The following is a 15,295-nucleotide window of genomic DNA, read 5'->3' as shown; positions in this document are numbered from 1 at the left end:
TAAAACTTAATTAATTTTAGTTAACCGTATTTCTCGGGTTACTTCTCTCGCTTTTAGAACCAACTTTAGTTATTTTGTAATTTAACGATACGTAAAAATATCTCGTAATGCTATTAAAGCGAATATCCTCTATCCTACTTCCGTTTACCGTTCTATCTATGTTTGTATTTTGATTAAGAATATCGAATCCTTTTAAAGCTAACGTAATTCTGCGTTGCATAAAATATTGCTCCAAACCTGCATTTAAAAGAAATACATTATTATTAAAGCCATCGGCTCTACCAGCTGCACCATTATGGTTTAACTCTGCATTAAGTCGAGTGTTTTTAATAAACTCATAGCTCAAACTCGCACTATTAAAAAAGTTGAAAAATTTATTATCAAGTGCGCTAGGCTGCGAATTATTTACTCTGCTGTATTGAACGCCCAGATAAAGCCCGGCATTAAGTTTATCGGCCAAATCGTAGCTAAAGTTCGCATTCGGACCAAAATTATATCTATCCGTTATATTCTTTTCGCTATTAATAAATGATGAATTATGAGAAAGCGACAGATTTAATCCATATCCCATTCTTAACCCTTTAATTTTAGTGGGCTGCCCCATAAATGTACCAGCATTAATATAATAGTTGCCATCAACATTTACCGGCTGAACATATTGAACTCCGTTAACGTAATTAATATCATTGCCAATATCATCCAAAGCATAATTAACCAGAAAATATCCGTTCCAGTATTTATTGTTATCGGCACTGAAAGTGTTAAAATTTACCGACATACGATGACTTTTACGAGCCTCCAAATTAGGATTTCCAACACGTTGGTACAGTGGATTACTGTTATTTTGAACAGGCTGCAAATCATTTACCGATGGCAGGTTCACATTTGCATTGTAATTTAACTGCAGTGTATGTTTATTTTTATTTCTAAAACTTACATTTAATCGAGGCAGAATATTGTAATATTTCTTGTCGATATTATTTGTATTTAAACCTGCACTACTAAAGGTTGTTGCATCTAAACCCGTTTCCTGAAAACCCAATCCGAAATTATAAGTCCATTCTGTACGGTTATAGATTAAACCCAATCTTGCGGTTTGGCTCCATGTTTTGTTTTCCAGTGTATTAGAAAAATCTGGCACAACAGTATCGTAAGTATTATTTAAAGGATTATAACTTAAGGTTAGTTGTTGGGCATCTACCCTGCCTTCATTGCGAATATATGCAATATTGCTATTCAGTTTTTTATCAATAATTGGCCTGATGTAATTAATGGCAACACTATAATTTTTCGATTTATTTTCTTGCTCCGCCTGTTGATTTAAGTCGGTTACATCTACAATACCGGCGTTGTAGTTATTTATTAGTGATTTATTTAACCAATTTGAGTTAAAAGTATTTTGCGTGCCATTTAAACCAATAATTAACGAACCCTTTTTTAAACGACGAGTTGCAGAAAGCTCACCAAAAAAGGCCGGAGTAGAATTTCGTTGATTCAAATACTGATTACCATCATTTACTTTTCCGGTTAAATCAAAATCTGAATTAAAATTGCGACTGTTAATGTTATCGGTATAATTTAAGATAGCGTTTGAGCGAACGGTTATATCGGTCAGCGAATCAGGATGATATTCTACCTTAAAGTTAAAGCGGTGCGCCTGGTTATCAGAATTTCGGTTTGATATTTCGTTTGTTCTTAACACATCATCCTGATTAATATCTTGAACGTTAGAAAAACGATTCCCCAAACCCTTACTAAAATAAGTAAAATAGCTACTGCTTAGTGTTAGTTTGTCTTTTTTGCCCCAGCTGTTGCTAAAATTTAAACCGCCGCTATGAGTGGTTACTTCTCCGATAGCGTTATTATCAAAAACACCAGAACCACCAATAGTTGTACGCCCATTATTTACATTGATAGAAAAACCGCCGCCGCCAGGAGGTGCAAAGATATTCCCGATATTTCCACTAGTAAAACTATTTAAATCTTCGTATTGAAAACTTGCATTGCTAATGTTGTTGCTCATCCCCAATAATGCGAATTGCATCTTTTTGGTAAAATGATTTGCACTCAAATAACTGCTATACCTATCAGTTGTACCGCCCGATAGATTTGCATTACCAAACCAACCATTCTTTTTATCTTCCTTAATAGTTAAGTTTAAAACTTTCTCTCGCTGTCCATCATCAATTCCTGTTGCCTTTGCCTCGAGTGTTTTACTATCTATTAACTGTACTTTAGCAATAACATCTGCAGGCAAGTTTTTGGTTGCAGTTTTCGGGTCGGTGCCAAAGAAATCTTTTCCATCAACAGTTAACCTGGTAACTTTTTGCCCCTGAACTAAAATACTTCCATCCTTATCAATAGTAACACCTGGCAATTTTTTCAGCAAATCTTCAACCGCAGCATTTGGTTGTGTTTTGTAAGCATCGGCATTAAATTCTACAGTATCCTTTTTTACTGTTGCAGTTGCAATTCTTCCATTTACAGAAACATCTTTTAGCAGAATTGCATCTTCTTTCATTTTGAAATTACCAAGGCTTAAATTTTTACCAGTTACTGTTATATTTTTCTCGATAGGATTAAAACCAATTACCGAAATTCTATAACTGTATTCTCCGTTTGCTACATCTTTAAAAACAAATTCCCCGAGTGCATTCGAAACTACTCCGACCTTTTTTGTAGAATCTTTTTTACTGGTCAGGATTACTCCAGCGTATTCTAAAGGTTGAGTTGTTTTTTCGTCGATAATTTTACCCGTAATGTTACCCGTTTGCTGTGCGAAGACCTTCGTAGATAACAAGCATAGTATAAGGAATAAATAAGTTTTCATAGATGTTTTTAAATTTTTGTTTGGTTTGATGATGAATTTCTAATCCATTAACAACCACAAGACACCAAAAATTTAAAAACGTGACACATTTTATAAATTATTTTAAAAAAGAAAAACCTCGGCACTTGTCGAGGTTTTTCTTTTTAACAAAACACATAACTTACATTTTAGGCGCTGCTACTTTTGATTTTTGTTTATGGTGATGTTTTTTATGTGATTTTTTTACCTGAGCTTTTTCAGTTTTAGCTTTTGCAGGCACATTAGTTTGTGCACTTACAGTATTAACAGTAAAAGCTGCTATTAGGGCGATCATTAAAATTTTAATTGCTTTCATTTTCTTTTTATTAGTGATTAATAAACCTTGTTAATTGTTTAATAAATCTCCGTTAAGAATATGAAGAAATGATGAACTTGCAACCTTTATTTGTGAAAAGTATCCAAATATAAATCTTCTACCTTCTTGCGAGCCCAAGGCATTCGTCGCAGAAATTTTAAACTTGATTTTATAGATGGATTGCTGTTAAAACAATCTATTTTTATAATTGAACCTAATCGCTCCCATCCATAATGCATTTGTAAATCCGTTACAATTTTTTCTAAAGTTAAACCATGTAAAGGATTGTTTTTCTGCTCTGTCATGGCACAAAGTTAATTCAATTATTAAATTATTGAGGATTATATTGTGCCATCCAAACTGTAGCACCGCCACAATCTAAATCATTAATGGTATGGTTAATTACTCCAAAGCCATGTTGTAATAAAAGCGATTTGTAAGTTGCTGTATCCAGCGAAGCATGAAACATATTTTCGCCGCCGTTTTCTCCCCATGCTTCTCCGCTTTCTGTTCCAGAGGTAAATATTAAAATGCCGCCAGCAACCAGGTGCGAAGCAAAAATCCTGAACATATCAGGCTGATCACTTTGTGGCAAATGAAAAAAGCTATGCCATGCAATAATTGCATCAAACTTTTTATTTAAAGATAGTTTGCGCATATCTTCCCGAATAAAATTGCCAGAAGGAAAATTATCTTTGGCGATTTTAAGCATTTCCAAACTAGCATCAACTCCTGTAACATTAAAACCTTTTTCCTGTAGGTACCCAAAAATTGGTTTACCGTTTCCACAACCAACATCTAAAATTTCGGCATTGGCTTTAATGTTAGAAATCATTGCATCAAGATGCCTTTTCTCAATCACATCTGTTCGGTTGTTTTCGGCAAACCAGCTAGCTATCTTATCATAAACTTTGTAAACATCTTTTTGCTCCTTTTCCATAGCTAATTAATATTAAAAACTTATCGCTGTTGCATCAATTTCAATCAGCATTCCATCTAAAGCTAATCTATTTACAGGTATTAATGTATTAACGGGGAATTTCAAATCTGGCCAAATTTTAGTTGATTCCTCAATTAAAATATGATGCTTCACTTCATCATAATCAACAACCAAAGTAGTTAGCTTGGCTATATTTTGCATTTTCAAACCCTTACTAGCTAAAGCTATTGCTAAGTTTTCAAATACAATTTGGACTTGCGTTCTAAAATCACTACTTAAAACTCCATCGGTTCTACTTCCACCTTGACCAGCTACAAAAACCAATAAATCTTTTGCAGAAACAGCTGCAATATGAGAATAGCCATGCGCTCTTGGATCGTATATACCTTCAGGATTGGTAATTTCTAGTGGATTATCTTTCATTTATCTAAAATTTTACGCCACTAAACTATAAATTATCAACAAAGAATCTGTTTCGGTTTTGCAATAAAAAAGCCCTTAAACTTTCGAATAAGGGCTTTGATATTATTATTAATGAAATTAATTTGCGTTCCAGCTATTGTTTTCTGCATTAGAATCTGGCAGAACCTTGTTCGGATCTAATAAAACCGAAACAACCTCTTCGCTTGTAGGATAACGAACCAACCAGGTTGTATTTTTCATCCATACATCAACAGGAACTTTTACAATATCTGTTTTACCGCTTTTGGTTTTTATTTGAAGAATGATAGGCATCGGCATTTTTTCAAGGTTATCAACTTTAATAGTGTAACCTGTAATTTTACCATCCGTTTTTACTGCCTGAACATCGCTTATTGCCTGATCCATTTTCCAGTTATTTAAGAACCAACCTCTCCAGAACCAAGCCAAGTCTTCGCCTGCTCCATTTTCCATCGAACGGAAGAAATCAAAAGGAGTTGGGTGTTTAAACGCCCAGTTTTTAATGTACTGACGGAAAGCGTAATCGAAGCGATCTTCGCCCAAAATCTGGTCTCTTAGAATATTTAAGCCCCAACCTGGTTTGCTGTAAAGGTTTATACCGATATTACGTTCTGCCATTCCATCGGGCATTAACATTATATTTTCCATAACCGGATTACCGATAGCACGTTTACCAATAGAATTCATATCGGCTGTACGTTGCTTATACTCACCGTTATTAAAGTTTTGTGATGAAATTCCGTTGATAAAAGTATTAAAACCTTCATCCATCCAACCAAATTTACGTTCATTAGAACCAACAATCATCGGGAACCAGCTGTGGCCAAACTCATGATCAATAACGCCCCAAGCTGAACCATTTTTAGCTTTCCATCCGCAGAAAACAATACCCGGATATTCCATACCACCAATATTGGTTGCAACATTAACAGCCATTGGATATGGATATTCGAACCATTTTATAGAATAATGCTCAATGCTCGATTTTACATATTCAACACCTCTACCATAACCATCTGCTCCATTACTTTCTACAGGTTGTGCAGAAACTGCTAATCCTTTTCTTCCGCTTGGGAAATTAATTCTAGCGGCATCAAGTACAAATGCTTTTGATGAAGCCCATGCTGCATCTCTGGCATTTAAAATTTTAAACTTCCAGGTTAATTTATCTTTTGCAGGGCGAGATTTTGGATCGGTTACTTCTTCAGCAGAACGAATATGAACTGTTTTATCGCTTAGTTTCGCAGCATTCCATCTTTTTAATTGTTCTGCAGTAAAAACTTCCTGTGGATTTAAAAGCTCACCTGAACCCATTACTATATGGCTCGCAGGTGCAGTTATTGCAAAAGTGATATCACCATACTCACAATAAAACTCGCCACCCCCCCAGTAAGGTAAGGTGTTCCAACCAATTACATCATCATAAACACACATTCTAGGGAACCATTGAGCAATTGCGAATATTTCACCGTTTTGAGTAGTCAAATGTCCGGTTCTATCCGAGCCTTCTTTTGGTACAACGTAGGAATAATCCATTTTAACGATTACAACATCGCCATTTGCAGCCATGGGTTGCTCTAAACGAATCTGCATACGCGTATCTTCAACCAAAGAGGTGAATTTTACCGCAGCAGCTTTTTGCGAAACGCTAATGTTGTTGATTTTATAACCGCCATCAAATTTTTCACTTTGTGCACCATAACGACTTTTTGCAGGCGTTACTGCATAACCACGAGAAGTTTCTTTAAAAGTATTTTGATCTAACTGCAACCATAAATAAGGTAATTTATCGGGGCTATTGTTTTTATAGGTAATTGTAATGCTTCCAGTTACAGTGCTGGTTGCTTCATCAAGATTTGCGCTGATGTTATAATCAACCCTGTTTTGCCAGTATTTTGCACCAGGTGCGCCTATTGCCGAACGAAATTCGTTACCATTTTGTGTGTAAAAAAGTGGGCCAAATGCTTCCGAAGGGCTATAATTTGTTGCTGGAGCAGTGGTTTTTGGAGTTTGCTGAGCAAATGCAGAAAAAGCGAATGCACAACATGATAAGCTTAATGTTATAAGTTTATTTATTTTTTTAGTCATGTTGAAATTTTTATAGGCGGCAAATATAAACAATCAGCTTTATTATGCTTTTTTGTGCCTATAATGTTACTTTACAACAGATTATAAAAATAGAATTACATTTGATTATCGCCCTTTTTCAAGCTGGGTAAATCTTGCAGTTTTCTTTCTCTTGGCGAAAGTTTCAACCAGGCCTGATAAGCCTGCCCGATGTAATATGAATATCTAAATGGTCTTTCTTCTTGAATCTTTAAAACTGATGGGCGATAAATTATCATAAAGTTTTTTAAATCTTCACCATCTAATTTCGTAAGCTCTTTTACATTTTTTTCACTAAAATTCTGATCAATTTCTGCCATATAGGCGTCTCGCTGTTCTAGCTCGGCTTCTTTCCTTTGCTGGCGTTTATATTTACCATGCCCCAGATTCAGGCTTAAACCACCAACCTTATCTGTCATTCTTTTTCTGTTCAAATTACCACCTGTTCCCATTAAGGTATATTTTTCGGCTAAAGGGTCTTTTGCCAAAACTTCTTTATTAATTTTTACACCATTAATATTTACATCATTCAAATTATTTGAACGGACAACCATATAAATAGTTTTTGGAAGCAAATTAGTAAGGTAAAGCGTATCTGTTGTGTAACCAACGAAAGAAAACTCAAGCAAATCGCCAACTTTTGCAGCCACTGTATACTTTCCGGCAGCATTAGCACTAACCACTTTTTTTGTACTTAAATTTCTTACAGTAACACCCGGAATGGTTGATGATTTTTGGGAATAATCGTAAATGGTTCCGGTTGTAACGGTTTGGCTTATTGCGGCAAACGGAAGGGCAAGAAAGAATAAAATGATCAGCTTATACATATCCAAAAATATATTAGTTTTAAATGTTAAAATCCTATTTAACAAACTTTAACATTAAAACAATCAATTTAACTAAGTGTTTCGGCGTATCGGTTTTCATCAAATGAAATTAGAATGGCTTTGCCATCTTTTTCTATTATTGGGCGTTTAATAGCACTCGTGTTTTCAACCAAATAATCTATAGATTTAGCTTGATTATCAATAGCTTGCTGCTCTTCTTTTGATAGTTTTTTCCAGGTTAAGCCTTTTCTGTTTAAAACTGTTTCCCACCCAAAAATGTTACACCACGAATTTAGCTTCTCTTTCGAAATGCCCTTCTTCTTGAAATCATGAAATTCGTAATCTATTTTATTTGCCTTTAACCAATCTAAAGATTTCTTAACTGTATTGCAATTAGGTATGCCGTAAACTATCATTTTGAGTTTTAAATTTTCCATTCAAATATAATAATTGAATGGGAAATCCTTAGCTCTTGGAAATCGTGCTAATTCATCACATTTTTTCACCAATTCATCACATTTTAAAAATACATTGCCTGCGCCTTAGTAAAATTGCAGCATCAAAATAAACAAGATGGATTTTAAAGATTTACGCAAAGTTGAGTTCTGGGTTTCTACAGCATTATATGTTTTAACTGTTATTCTCCTAATTTCTGGCGCAGATGCCAGAATAAGAAACGAAAATTACTATTACTTTAAAAGCGAAAACATAACCTACTCGTACTTCTCAAATTATTTAGTTCCAGAACTTTTTCGATTCTCAATTCTTTATTTGAGTTTTTTGGCAATCAATTTTTGCATTATGCCTGCATTTATTAAAAGGCAAAACGTAGTATCCAACAGTTTTTTGCTTGCTGGTTTATTTCTTATCGGTGGGTTAATATTTAGTATATGCAAAACCTATTCAGAAGCTTATACTTTATTTGATTACGAAGATTTGCAACATGCTTATAATCGTGTTTTCTTCAAAGGTTACGTTTACAGCATGTGGTCTATTGTCATTATGGTTGCCTATTCGTTAATTAAAGCATTTTTAGGCTACTTATCAGAAACTAAGGATAAACATGCCGATGAAACCGTTCAAATGAAAGTTGATATCGGTTTCGGTTTAGCATTCTGGTTTGTAGGTTTGTTATTATGGATTTCGAGCAGTTCGGCGATAGAAATAAGTGTATGCTGGACATTGGTAATCTTCTCTGCAATTGGCATAGTAATTTATTCGGTTTATACACTTCTGCCTCAAAACATTGCTAATGGAAAACCTTTTAAAGTTTACTTCTGGCAAGTGTTCTTCATCTCAATTTTGTTAACTGTACCATTAGGTTTAATTTCTACTTTGTTTATTTGGAGGTTAGAAATGTTTTTCATCGTATTTGCATTTCACCTGCCAACTCAACTAATTATCAGCGCACCATTATCCTGGTTTATTTATAAAAAGAGGTTGGCCAATAAAACTGAAATCAGAACTTTAAAAACTGAATTGGGTAAATCTGATGCATCTTTAAGCTTTCTGCAATCGCAAATTAACCCACACTTTTTGTTTAATGCTTTAAACACTTTATTCGGAACGGCTTTGCAAGAAAACGCAGAAAGAACTGGTGAAGGCATTCAAAAACTTGGCGACATGATGCGGTTTATGCTACATGAAAATATGCAGGATAAGATTTCGTTAACCCGGGAAGTAGAATACCTTAACAACTACATCGATTTGCAAAAACTTCGTACATCTCGCTCTGCTGATATTAGAATTGAAACCCAAATCGATGAGCAGTTGAACAATCTGCAGATTACACCGATGCTTTTGATTCCCTTTATAGAGAACGCCTTTAAACATGGTATAAGTTTGCAGCAACCGTCGCACATTAAAATTACACTTCAAACCAAAGAGAAAACGCTTTATTTCGATGTGCACAATAGCATCCATTTAAAAGCAGATAACGACCCTGAGAAACTAAAAAGCGGCATTGGGTTGGAGAATGTTAAACAAAGATTATCACTGCTGTATTATGGCAAGCACGAGTTAATTATACGCGAAAGCGCAAAAGAGTTCTTTGTGCATTTGACCTTGCAATTGGATTAAGATTATTCCATTTTTTTGAAAATGAAAGTAAATGCTGGTGGCGGACGAAAGCCCCGCCATTCGCTTTACTTCGTTACACTCGTGCTCGCTGCTGTCGGGTTTAATTTATGCAGGCTGGTAAAACTATTAATGGTTGCTTGGCCTAAAGGTCAAAAGATTTAGCTTCGCTGAGCACTTCGTGGTTCTCCACTATGTTCGAAATGACGGAAGCCCAAAATCGAAATAGCGGAAGTTTAAAGTTGAAACGCCGTTGTCAGTCTGAGCTTGTCGAAGACTCTTTTTTTGTCGAAAAGATTAAAAGCACAGATTAATAAACCAAGCCGGGTGCTGCAATAACCAAAGCACTAATAACTTTGTTAAATAGCCCCGACATAAACGGAAATACTTTTGGCTTACCAAACTTAAGAAGTCAGTTACGGTGCTTCAAGCAAAAACTTTGTAAGCTTTGCCAAAAGATTGCAGTATTGGCGGGACTGAGCTAGCCAACAATTACAAACTTACCGCTACCTAAAATAATTTAGCAGGTAGAAAATTTTTAAAATTTAAATCTAATAGTATCTTTAAAAATGATTGCCATTGCAATAGATGATGAACCGATAGCGCTTGAGATAATTAGATCTCATGCATCGAAAGTGCCGTTTATTGAGCTTAGCGCAACATTCACAAACGCTTTTGAAGCAATTACTTACTTGCAAAACAACAAGGTAGATTTAATATTTCTGGATATTAAAATGCCTGATATTAGTGGAATTGATTTTTTGAAAAGTTTGAGTAACCCGCCGATGGTTATCTTTACAACCGCTTATACAGAACATGCCGTACAGAGTTTTGAACTTGATGCAGTAGATTATTTGTTAAAGCCTTTCTCACTTTCAAGATTTTTAAAAGCCTGCAACAAAAGCCACGAACTATATAACCTACGCAACAATAAGGTTGAAGCAAAATCTGATTACATTTTTGTTAAAGATGGTTATGAGCAGGTTAAAGTAGATTTAAGCGATATTCTTTACGTAGAAGCTTCGGGGAATTACACGCAAATTCAGTTGAAGGATAAACTCATCAGCTCGAGAATTACCATTAACGATTTGGCAGATTTATTACCGAAAAACAACTTTATCCGCTGCCATCGGGCTTTTATTATTTCAAAAGATAAAGTTTCGAAATTCGATAGAAACCAAATTTGGATTGATGATAAAATAATTCCGATTGGTGCAACTTATGGTAATATTCAGTTGGTGTAAATAAACTTACAACATTTAAACATTCAGCACTTTCAACATTCCAAGCTTAGCAGTATCTTTGCAGCATGTCAAGTCAATTAAAAAATCTTTCAGATTTTTCTCATACAACAGTTCCAAGTGGAGCAAACTATAAATTCGGCATTGTTGTAGCCGAATGGAATGCAGAAATTACGGGCGCTTTATACAATGGTGCTTTAAAAACACTTTTAGAAAATGGTGTTAAGGAAGAAAATATTGTTTCTTTACCTGTTCCCGGAAGTTTTGAATTAACCGGAGCTGCAGAAATTTTATTGAGCAAAAGAGCTGATTTAGATGCGGTAATTTGCTTAGGTTGTGTAATTCAAGGCGACACTAAACATTTCGATTTTATTTGCGATGCAGTTGCTCATGGCATAACCAACGTCGGCATTAAATATAGCAAACCAGTTATTTTTGGCGTACTAACAACCAACGATTTACAACAAGCTCAAGACCGTGCCGGTGGCAAGCATGGCAATAAAGGCGATGAGGCAGCAATAACAGCAATTAAAATGGCTGATTTTTCTGCCAACATTTAATAAATATATGTAACTTAGATATTTAAAGCTTAATAATTAGAAATGAAAAAAATTGCCATCCTTTTATTGGCGGTGTTTTGCACCATTACCATCTTAGAGTCTTGTTCATCAAAACTTTGTCCGGCATATAGCTCTTATCCTGAAGGCAAACGTAGAAGAAATTAATAAGAACTTATACTGATTTCATTTTTGGATCATTTGCAGAACATTAGTGTTCCGCGAATGTTATCTATATTAAATACAATAATTATGGCTTGGGTTAATTTAACATCAATAGAACAACTTGATGAGATTAAAAGTGCAGAAGGTTTTAGTCTTATATTTAAACATAGTACACGTTGCTCTATCAGTATGATGGCAAAAAAGAATTTCGAATTTGATTGGGATGTTATTCCTGCTGATACGAAATTGTACTTTTTAGACTTAATTGCTTACAGAGAAATTTCGAATAAAATTGCTGAGGTCTTTCAGGTAGCACATCAATCTCCACAAATTTTATTAATCAAAAATGGCGATTGCGTTTTAGAAGCTTCACATAGTGATATTTCTGCCGATGAAGTAGCAGAAGTTATTGCAGCTTAAAAATATTTAAAGCCACAGATTTACAGATTCTTTTCAATACTAATCTGTAAATCTGTGGCTTCTTCTATTAATCTATTTTCAATATTTTAGATGTTCTGGTTCTTGTTTCTTTACAAAGCTCAGCATCATCGGCTAATGATTTTCCGTAAGTAGGAATAATTTCTTTAATCTTTGCTTGCCATTCTGGTGTTTGTAAATCATCTTTAAAGCAACGCCCTAACAAATCGAACATAATTGATACAGCTGTTGAAGCACCAGGAGATGCACCAAGCAATGCGGCTATAGAGCCATCTGCAGCACTCACTACCTCAGTTCCAAATTCTAACACGCCTCCTTTTTTCTCGTCCTTTTTAATTACCTGAACTCGCTGACCAGCGTATTCCAATTCCCAATCTTTCAATTCGGCATTTGGTAAATATTCTTTCAAGGCGTTTAATCTATCTTCTGGCGATTGTCTTACTTGCTCAATCAAATATTTAGTCAAATCAAGATTATGCAAACCTGCCGAAATCATCGGGCGGATATTGTTAAACTTTATTGATTTTGGTAAATCAAGAAAAGAACCGTTCTTTAAAAACTTGGTAGAAAAACCAGCGTATGGTCCAAACAATAATGCTTGCTTACCATTTATCATTCTGGTATCTAAATGTGGTACAGACATAGGTGGCGCACCAACCGAAGCTTTACCATAAACCTTTGCATGGTGTTTAGCAATAATTTCTTCATTAGTACATTTCAGCCATTGCCCGCTAACCGGGAAACCACCAAATCCTTTTCCTTCAGGAATATCAGATTTTTCTAGCAAAGGAAGTGAACCACCACCAGCACCAATAAATACAAACTTGGCAACACGTTTGCGTTTATCTCCGGTTTCTAAATCTTTAACTTTTATAATCCAGTTGCCGTCTTTATTTTTCTTCAAATCACGAATTTCATGATTGAAGTTTAGACTTACATTGCTTTGATTTTTAAGATATGAAAACATATCACGGGTTAAAGAGCCAAAATTAACATCGGTTCCTAAATCCATTTTTGTTGCAGCAACCTTATCTCCTTTTTTACGTCCATCAATAACTAATGGTGCCCAGGTTTTAATTTGCTCAGCATCTTCGGTGTATTGCATTTCGCTAAACAAGTTGTATTTAGTTAATGCATCGAAGCGTTTCTTTAAATATTCAGAATTCTTTTTACCCCAAACAAAACTAATGTGAGGGATTTTCTTAATAAAGTTTTCTGGATTTGATATCAGACCTTTTTCAATTAAATAAGCCCAAAACTGCTTTGAAACTTCGAAATGCTCAGCAATTTGAACAGCTTTTTTTGTTTCTACAGTTCCATCTTTTTTTTCTGGAGTGTAATTTAATTCACAAAAAGCAGAGTGTCCAGTACCTGCATTATTCCAGGCGTCAGAACTTTCTGCTGCAGCAATGTCAAGGCGTTCGTAAATTTCTATACTTAGGTTTGGTTCTAATTCTTTTAATAAAACTCCTAATGTTGCGCTCATTATTCCTGCGCCAATTAGAATTACATCTGCGTCAGTTTTACCAACTGTCTTTTTCTTTTTTGTCATCTTATATCAAAGGAGTTACAAATTTAAAATCATTTTAAACATGAAACGAATTTTCGCATATGAAAACTGAAAAATTGCTAAAAAATGTGTCTTTATTTGATTCGAGTAAAATTAATTAGCAAAATTCAATCAAAAGCGTCAAATTTCGTCGTTAAATTATCAAATCTTCATTAAGATTTTATTAGAAATGCTCCATTTAACAAGAAAATATAAGTTTTGATAATTCAATAAATCAACAACCACTTAACGAAACGAATAATAAATACATTTCAACAAAATTTTAAATATTACATACGAATAATCATCTTTTAAAATCAAACTGTTTAAAAAGTATATTTTTAATAATTGAAGTACAGGCTTCATTAAATTCTATTTAAAATGAAAAACTTGATTTTATTGATTTGTATTGTTTTTCTTGCTGGCTGTTCAAAAGAGAAAACAGATGAAGCTTTGCTTGAACTAGACAAACAAAAACTCGAAGAAAATATTAATTATGATAAAATTGTTTTCTACAAGTTTGCTAAAATCGCAATTCGTTCTAGTGCTGTAAAAGACACAAACGCAATTGAATATAAACGCTTTTCGAAACAAGCCAACAGCATTCTAAATACATTACATAAGTTAGATACCAACAGTAAAACGCCAATTTCTGTTGTTGATGCACTTAAACTTTATAAGGATTATCGGGCTGTTAAAGATTTCGTAAAAACCACCGATGAAGATATTTTCCCAACTTTAGTAGATGGCTTTAATACGATTTACGGCGATGGAAAATCGGTTCAAAATTATGTAAGTGCTGCTGATAAGGTTTACTATCAAAACATTGAACATGCAATTTTGAGTATGCTTGTTTTAGCAACAAGAGATTTAGGCCAACCATTCGCACTGTACGAATGTTCTAAAACAAAACCCGAGCTCTTGGAGGATTCTGAGGTAAAAACACTATTACAATTTGTTCGTGGTTTTTTATTTTTTGGAAATAACTTATTCTATCTATCAGAAAATGAATTATCTAATAACATAAAATGGTTAGATAATAATAAAACCATACCTCTACCCTACACAAAAGCATTTTTTGGCTGGCGCAATTTAAGCGATGAACAAACTCACACTGCATTTCATAGCTTAAATTATCTTTTTAGAGGACTTGACAGAATGCGCATGGAGCGAAAAATTGACGAAGAAAGGTCGCTAGAGGATTTTGATCTGTTTCTAAAAGACATGAATAAGCTCGGCCTTGAGAATGAATTGGTTTGGACAATTGATGCTTATTTGAATTTAAAAAGAGAGAACCCAGAAAAAGCAATAATTGCTTTAGAAAAACTAAAAAACAGTCCATTATTCGCTGATGATGAAAGAAAAGCAATTGAAAAAACGATTGGCTATTTAAAGGAAAGGGATTCAAAAGCGGCACTAAATGGAATATATGATAAAGCATTTATGGCAAAAGTAATATCGAAATATATGATTTCTACCCTATCAAAAATTGATTGGGAGCGTGTACTAAAAGAAAATAATGTTCCACACACAAAAGAAATATTCGATTCTGTGAATAAATTTAAAGCAATGTCTAACGCAGTAAATCAATATACACAGCCATCTACAATAGAAAACGGCAAAAAGGAAATCACTAAAAAAGGAAGTGAATTATTAGATAAAGCAAAAGGCCTATGGTAAAGTACTTTGGTTAATAATTTCTGTTCGCAATATCCGCTTCGATTATTAATCACACCAAACATTACAACATTACAACATTTCAGTATTGCCACATTTCAATCCTAATCCTTA

General features: G+C 34.3%; 15 protein-coding genes. 6 read left to right on the top strand and 9 right to left on the bottom strand.

What is annotated here, in order from left to right; all coding sequences use genetic code 11:
• Nucleotides 1-16 precede the first annotated feature (16 nt).
• The 8 genes from ACO05K_RS20050 to ACO05K_RS20015 all read right to left on the bottom strand — a co-directional run bounded on the left by ACO05K_RS20050 (nt 17) and on the right by ACO05K_RS20015 (nt 7,915).
• On the bottom strand, nt 17-2,830 hold the full coding sequence (locus tag ACO05K_RS20050; protein WP_421946173.1) for a TonB-dependent receptor: 2,814 nt from the start codon (nt 2,828-2,830) through the stop codon (nt 17-19).
• 160 nt (nt 2,831-2,990) lie between these two features.
• Entirely contained in the window at nt 2,991-3,164 is a 174-nt protein-coding gene (locus tag ACO05K_RS20045) for a hypothetical protein (protein WP_421946172.1), read from the bottom strand.
• 86 nt (nt 3,165-3,250) lie between these two features.
• Entirely contained in the window at nt 3,251-3,469 is a 219-nt protein-coding gene (locus tag ACO05K_RS20040) for a VF530 family DNA-binding protein (RefSeq protein WP_421946171.1), read from the bottom strand.
• Between the two features lie 26 nt (nt 3,470-3,495).
• On the bottom strand, nt 3,496-4,104 hold the full coding sequence (locus tag ACO05K_RS20035) for a class I SAM-dependent methyltransferase (protein WP_421946170.1): 609 nt from the start codon (nt 4,102-4,104) through the stop codon (nt 3,496-3,498).
• A gap of 12 nt (nt 4,105-4,116) precedes the next feature.
• Nucleotides 4,117-4,527 carry a RidA family protein gene (locus ACO05K_RS20030; RefSeq protein ID WP_421946169.1) on the bottom strand — a complete coding sequence of 137 codons (411 nt, stop codon included), beginning with the start codon at nt 4,525-4,527 and terminating at the stop codon, nt 4,117-4,119.
• Nucleotides 4,528-4,644: 117 nt separating this feature from the next.
• Entirely contained in the window at nt 4,645-6,633 is a 1,989-nt protein-coding gene (locus ACO05K_RS20025; RefSeq protein WP_421946168.1) for a M1 family metallopeptidase, read from the bottom strand.
• Between the two features lie 95 nt (nt 6,634-6,728).
• Nucleotides 6,729-7,478: a hypothetical protein gene (locus ACO05K_RS20020; RefSeq protein ID WP_421946167.1), complete on the bottom strand. Its 750-nt coding sequence runs from the start codon at nt 7,476-7,478 to the stop codon at nt 6,729-6,731.
• A 68-nt stretch (nt 7,479-7,546) separates the two neighbouring features.
• Entirely contained in the window at nt 7,547-7,915 is a 369-nt protein-coding gene (locus ACO05K_RS20015; RefSeq protein WP_421946166.1) for a Spx/MgsR family RNA polymerase-binding regulatory protein, read from the bottom strand.
• Nucleotides 7,916-8,051: 136 nt separating this feature from the next.
• Here ACO05K_RS20015 and ACO05K_RS20010 point away from each other — a divergent pair, with 136 nt between their 5' ends.
• The 5 genes from ACO05K_RS20010 (at nt 8,052) to ytxJ (ending at nt 11,937) form a co-directional block, all read left to right on the top strand.
• Nucleotides 8,052-9,557, top strand: coding sequence for a sensor histidine kinase (locus ACO05K_RS20010; protein ID WP_421946165.1), 1,506 nt, complete (start codon nt 8,052-8,054; stop codon nt 9,555-9,557).
• Nucleotides 9,558-10,123: 566 nt separating this feature from the next.
• Nucleotides 10,124-10,798: a LytR/AlgR family response regulator transcription factor gene (locus tag ACO05K_RS20005; protein ID WP_421946164.1), complete on the top strand. Its 675-nt coding sequence runs from the start codon at nt 10,124-10,126 to the stop codon at nt 10,796-10,798.
• Between the two features lie 65 nt (nt 10,799-10,863).
• Nucleotides 10,864-11,355, top strand: a complete 492-nt coding sequence (ribH, locus tag ACO05K_RS20000; RefSeq protein ID WP_421946163.1) for a 6,7-dimethyl-8-ribityllumazine synthase — start codon at nt 10,864-10,866, stop codon at nt 11,353-11,355.
• A 42-nt stretch (nt 11,356-11,397) separates the two neighbouring features.
• Nucleotides 11,398-11,520, top strand: a complete 123-nt coding sequence (locus tag ACO05K_RS19995) for a hypothetical protein (protein ID WP_255713363.1) — start codon at nt 11,398-11,400, stop codon at nt 11,518-11,520.
• An 84-nt stretch (nt 11,521-11,604) separates the two neighbouring features.
• A complete protein-coding gene (gene ytxJ, locus ACO05K_RS19990) occupies nt 11,605-11,937 on the top strand; it encodes a bacillithiol system redox-active protein YtxJ (protein ID WP_421946162.1) in 333 nt (110 codons plus the stop codon).
• 67 nt (nt 11,938-12,004) lie between these two features.
• On the opposite strand, the gene ACO05K_RS19985 is transcribed toward ytxJ, so the two are convergent.
• The gene (locus ACO05K_RS19985; protein ID WP_421946161.1) at nt 12,005-13,507 is read right to left on the bottom strand and encodes a malate:quinone oxidoreductase; all 1,503 of its coding nucleotides are present in this window, start codon (nt 13,505-13,507) and stop codon (nt 12,005-12,007) included.
• Between the two features lie 378 nt (nt 13,508-13,885).
• Here ACO05K_RS19985 and ACO05K_RS19980 point away from each other — a divergent pair, with 378 nt between their 5' ends.
• Entirely contained in the window at nt 13,886-15,184 is a 1,299-nt protein-coding gene (locus ACO05K_RS19980) for a hypothetical protein (RefSeq protein WP_421946160.1), read from the top strand.
• The last annotated feature ends 111 nt before the right edge of the window (nt 15,185-15,295 follow it).

It is taken from the genome of Pedobacter sp., assembly GCF_965227205.1.
Classification (GTDB): Bacteria; Bacteroidota; Bacteroidia; order Sphingobacteriales; family Sphingobacteriaceae; genus Pedobacter.
The sequence above is the reverse complement of the archived record's forward strand: the minus strand, read 5'-3'. Positions and strand labels throughout refer to the sequence as shown.

What these genes read in the sequence shown, in the direction of transcription:
- ACO05K_RS20050 (WP_421946173.1), bottom strand. Translation starts at nt 2,830, where the DNA reads ATGAAAACTTATTTATTCCTTATACTATGCTTGTTATCTACGAAGGTC.
- ACO05K_RS20045 (WP_421946172.1), bottom strand. Translation starts at nt 3,164, where the DNA reads ATGAAAGCAATTAAAATTTTAATGATCGCCCTAATAGCAGCTTTTACT.
- ACO05K_RS20040 (WP_421946171.1), bottom strand. Translation starts at nt 3,469, where the DNA reads ATGACAGAGCAGAAAAACAATCCTTTACATGGTTTAACTTTAGAAAAA.
- ACO05K_RS20035 (WP_421946170.1), bottom strand. Translation starts at nt 4,104, where the DNA reads ATGGAAAAGGAGCAAAAAGATGTTTACAAAGTTTATGATAAGATAGCT.
- ACO05K_RS20030 (WP_421946169.1), bottom strand. Translation starts at nt 4,527, where the DNA reads ATGAAAGATAATCCACTAGAAATTACCAATCCTGAAGGTATATACGAT.
- ACO05K_RS20025 (WP_421946168.1), bottom strand. Translation starts at nt 6,633, where the DNA reads ATGACTAAAAAAATAAATAAACTTATAACATTAAGCTTATCATGTTGT.
- ACO05K_RS20020 (WP_421946167.1), bottom strand. Translation starts at nt 7,478, where the DNA reads ATGTATAAGCTGATCATTTTATTCTTTCTTGCCCTTCCGTTTGCCGCA.
- ACO05K_RS20015 (WP_421946166.1), bottom strand. Translation starts at nt 7,915, where the DNA reads ATGGAAAATTTAAAACTCAAAATGATAGTTTACGGCATACCTAATTGC.
- ACO05K_RS20010 (WP_421946165.1), top strand. Translation starts at nt 8,052, where the DNA reads ATGGATTTTAAAGATTTACGCAAAGTTGAGTTCTGGGTTTCTACAGCA.
- ACO05K_RS20005 (WP_421946164.1), top strand. Translation starts at nt 10,124, where the DNA reads ATGATTGCCATTGCAATAGATGATGAACCGATAGCGCTTGAGATAATT.
- ribH (WP_421946163.1), top strand. Translation starts at nt 10,864, where the DNA reads ATGTCAAGTCAATTAAAAAATCTTTCAGATTTTTCTCATACAACAGTT.
- ACO05K_RS19995 (WP_255713363.1), top strand. Translation starts at nt 11,398, where the DNA reads ATGAAAAAAATTGCCATCCTTTTATTGGCGGTGTTTTGCACCATTACC.
- ytxJ (WP_421946162.1), top strand. Translation starts at nt 11,605, where the DNA reads ATGGCTTGGGTTAATTTAACATCAATAGAACAACTTGATGAGATTAAA.
- ACO05K_RS19985 (WP_421946161.1), bottom strand. Translation starts at nt 13,507, where the DNA reads ATGACAAAAAAGAAAAAGACAGTTGGTAAAACTGACGCAGATGTAATT.
- ACO05K_RS19980 (WP_421946160.1), top strand. Translation starts at nt 13,886, where the DNA reads ATGAAAAACTTGATTTTATTGATTTGTATTGTTTTTCTTGCTGGCTGT.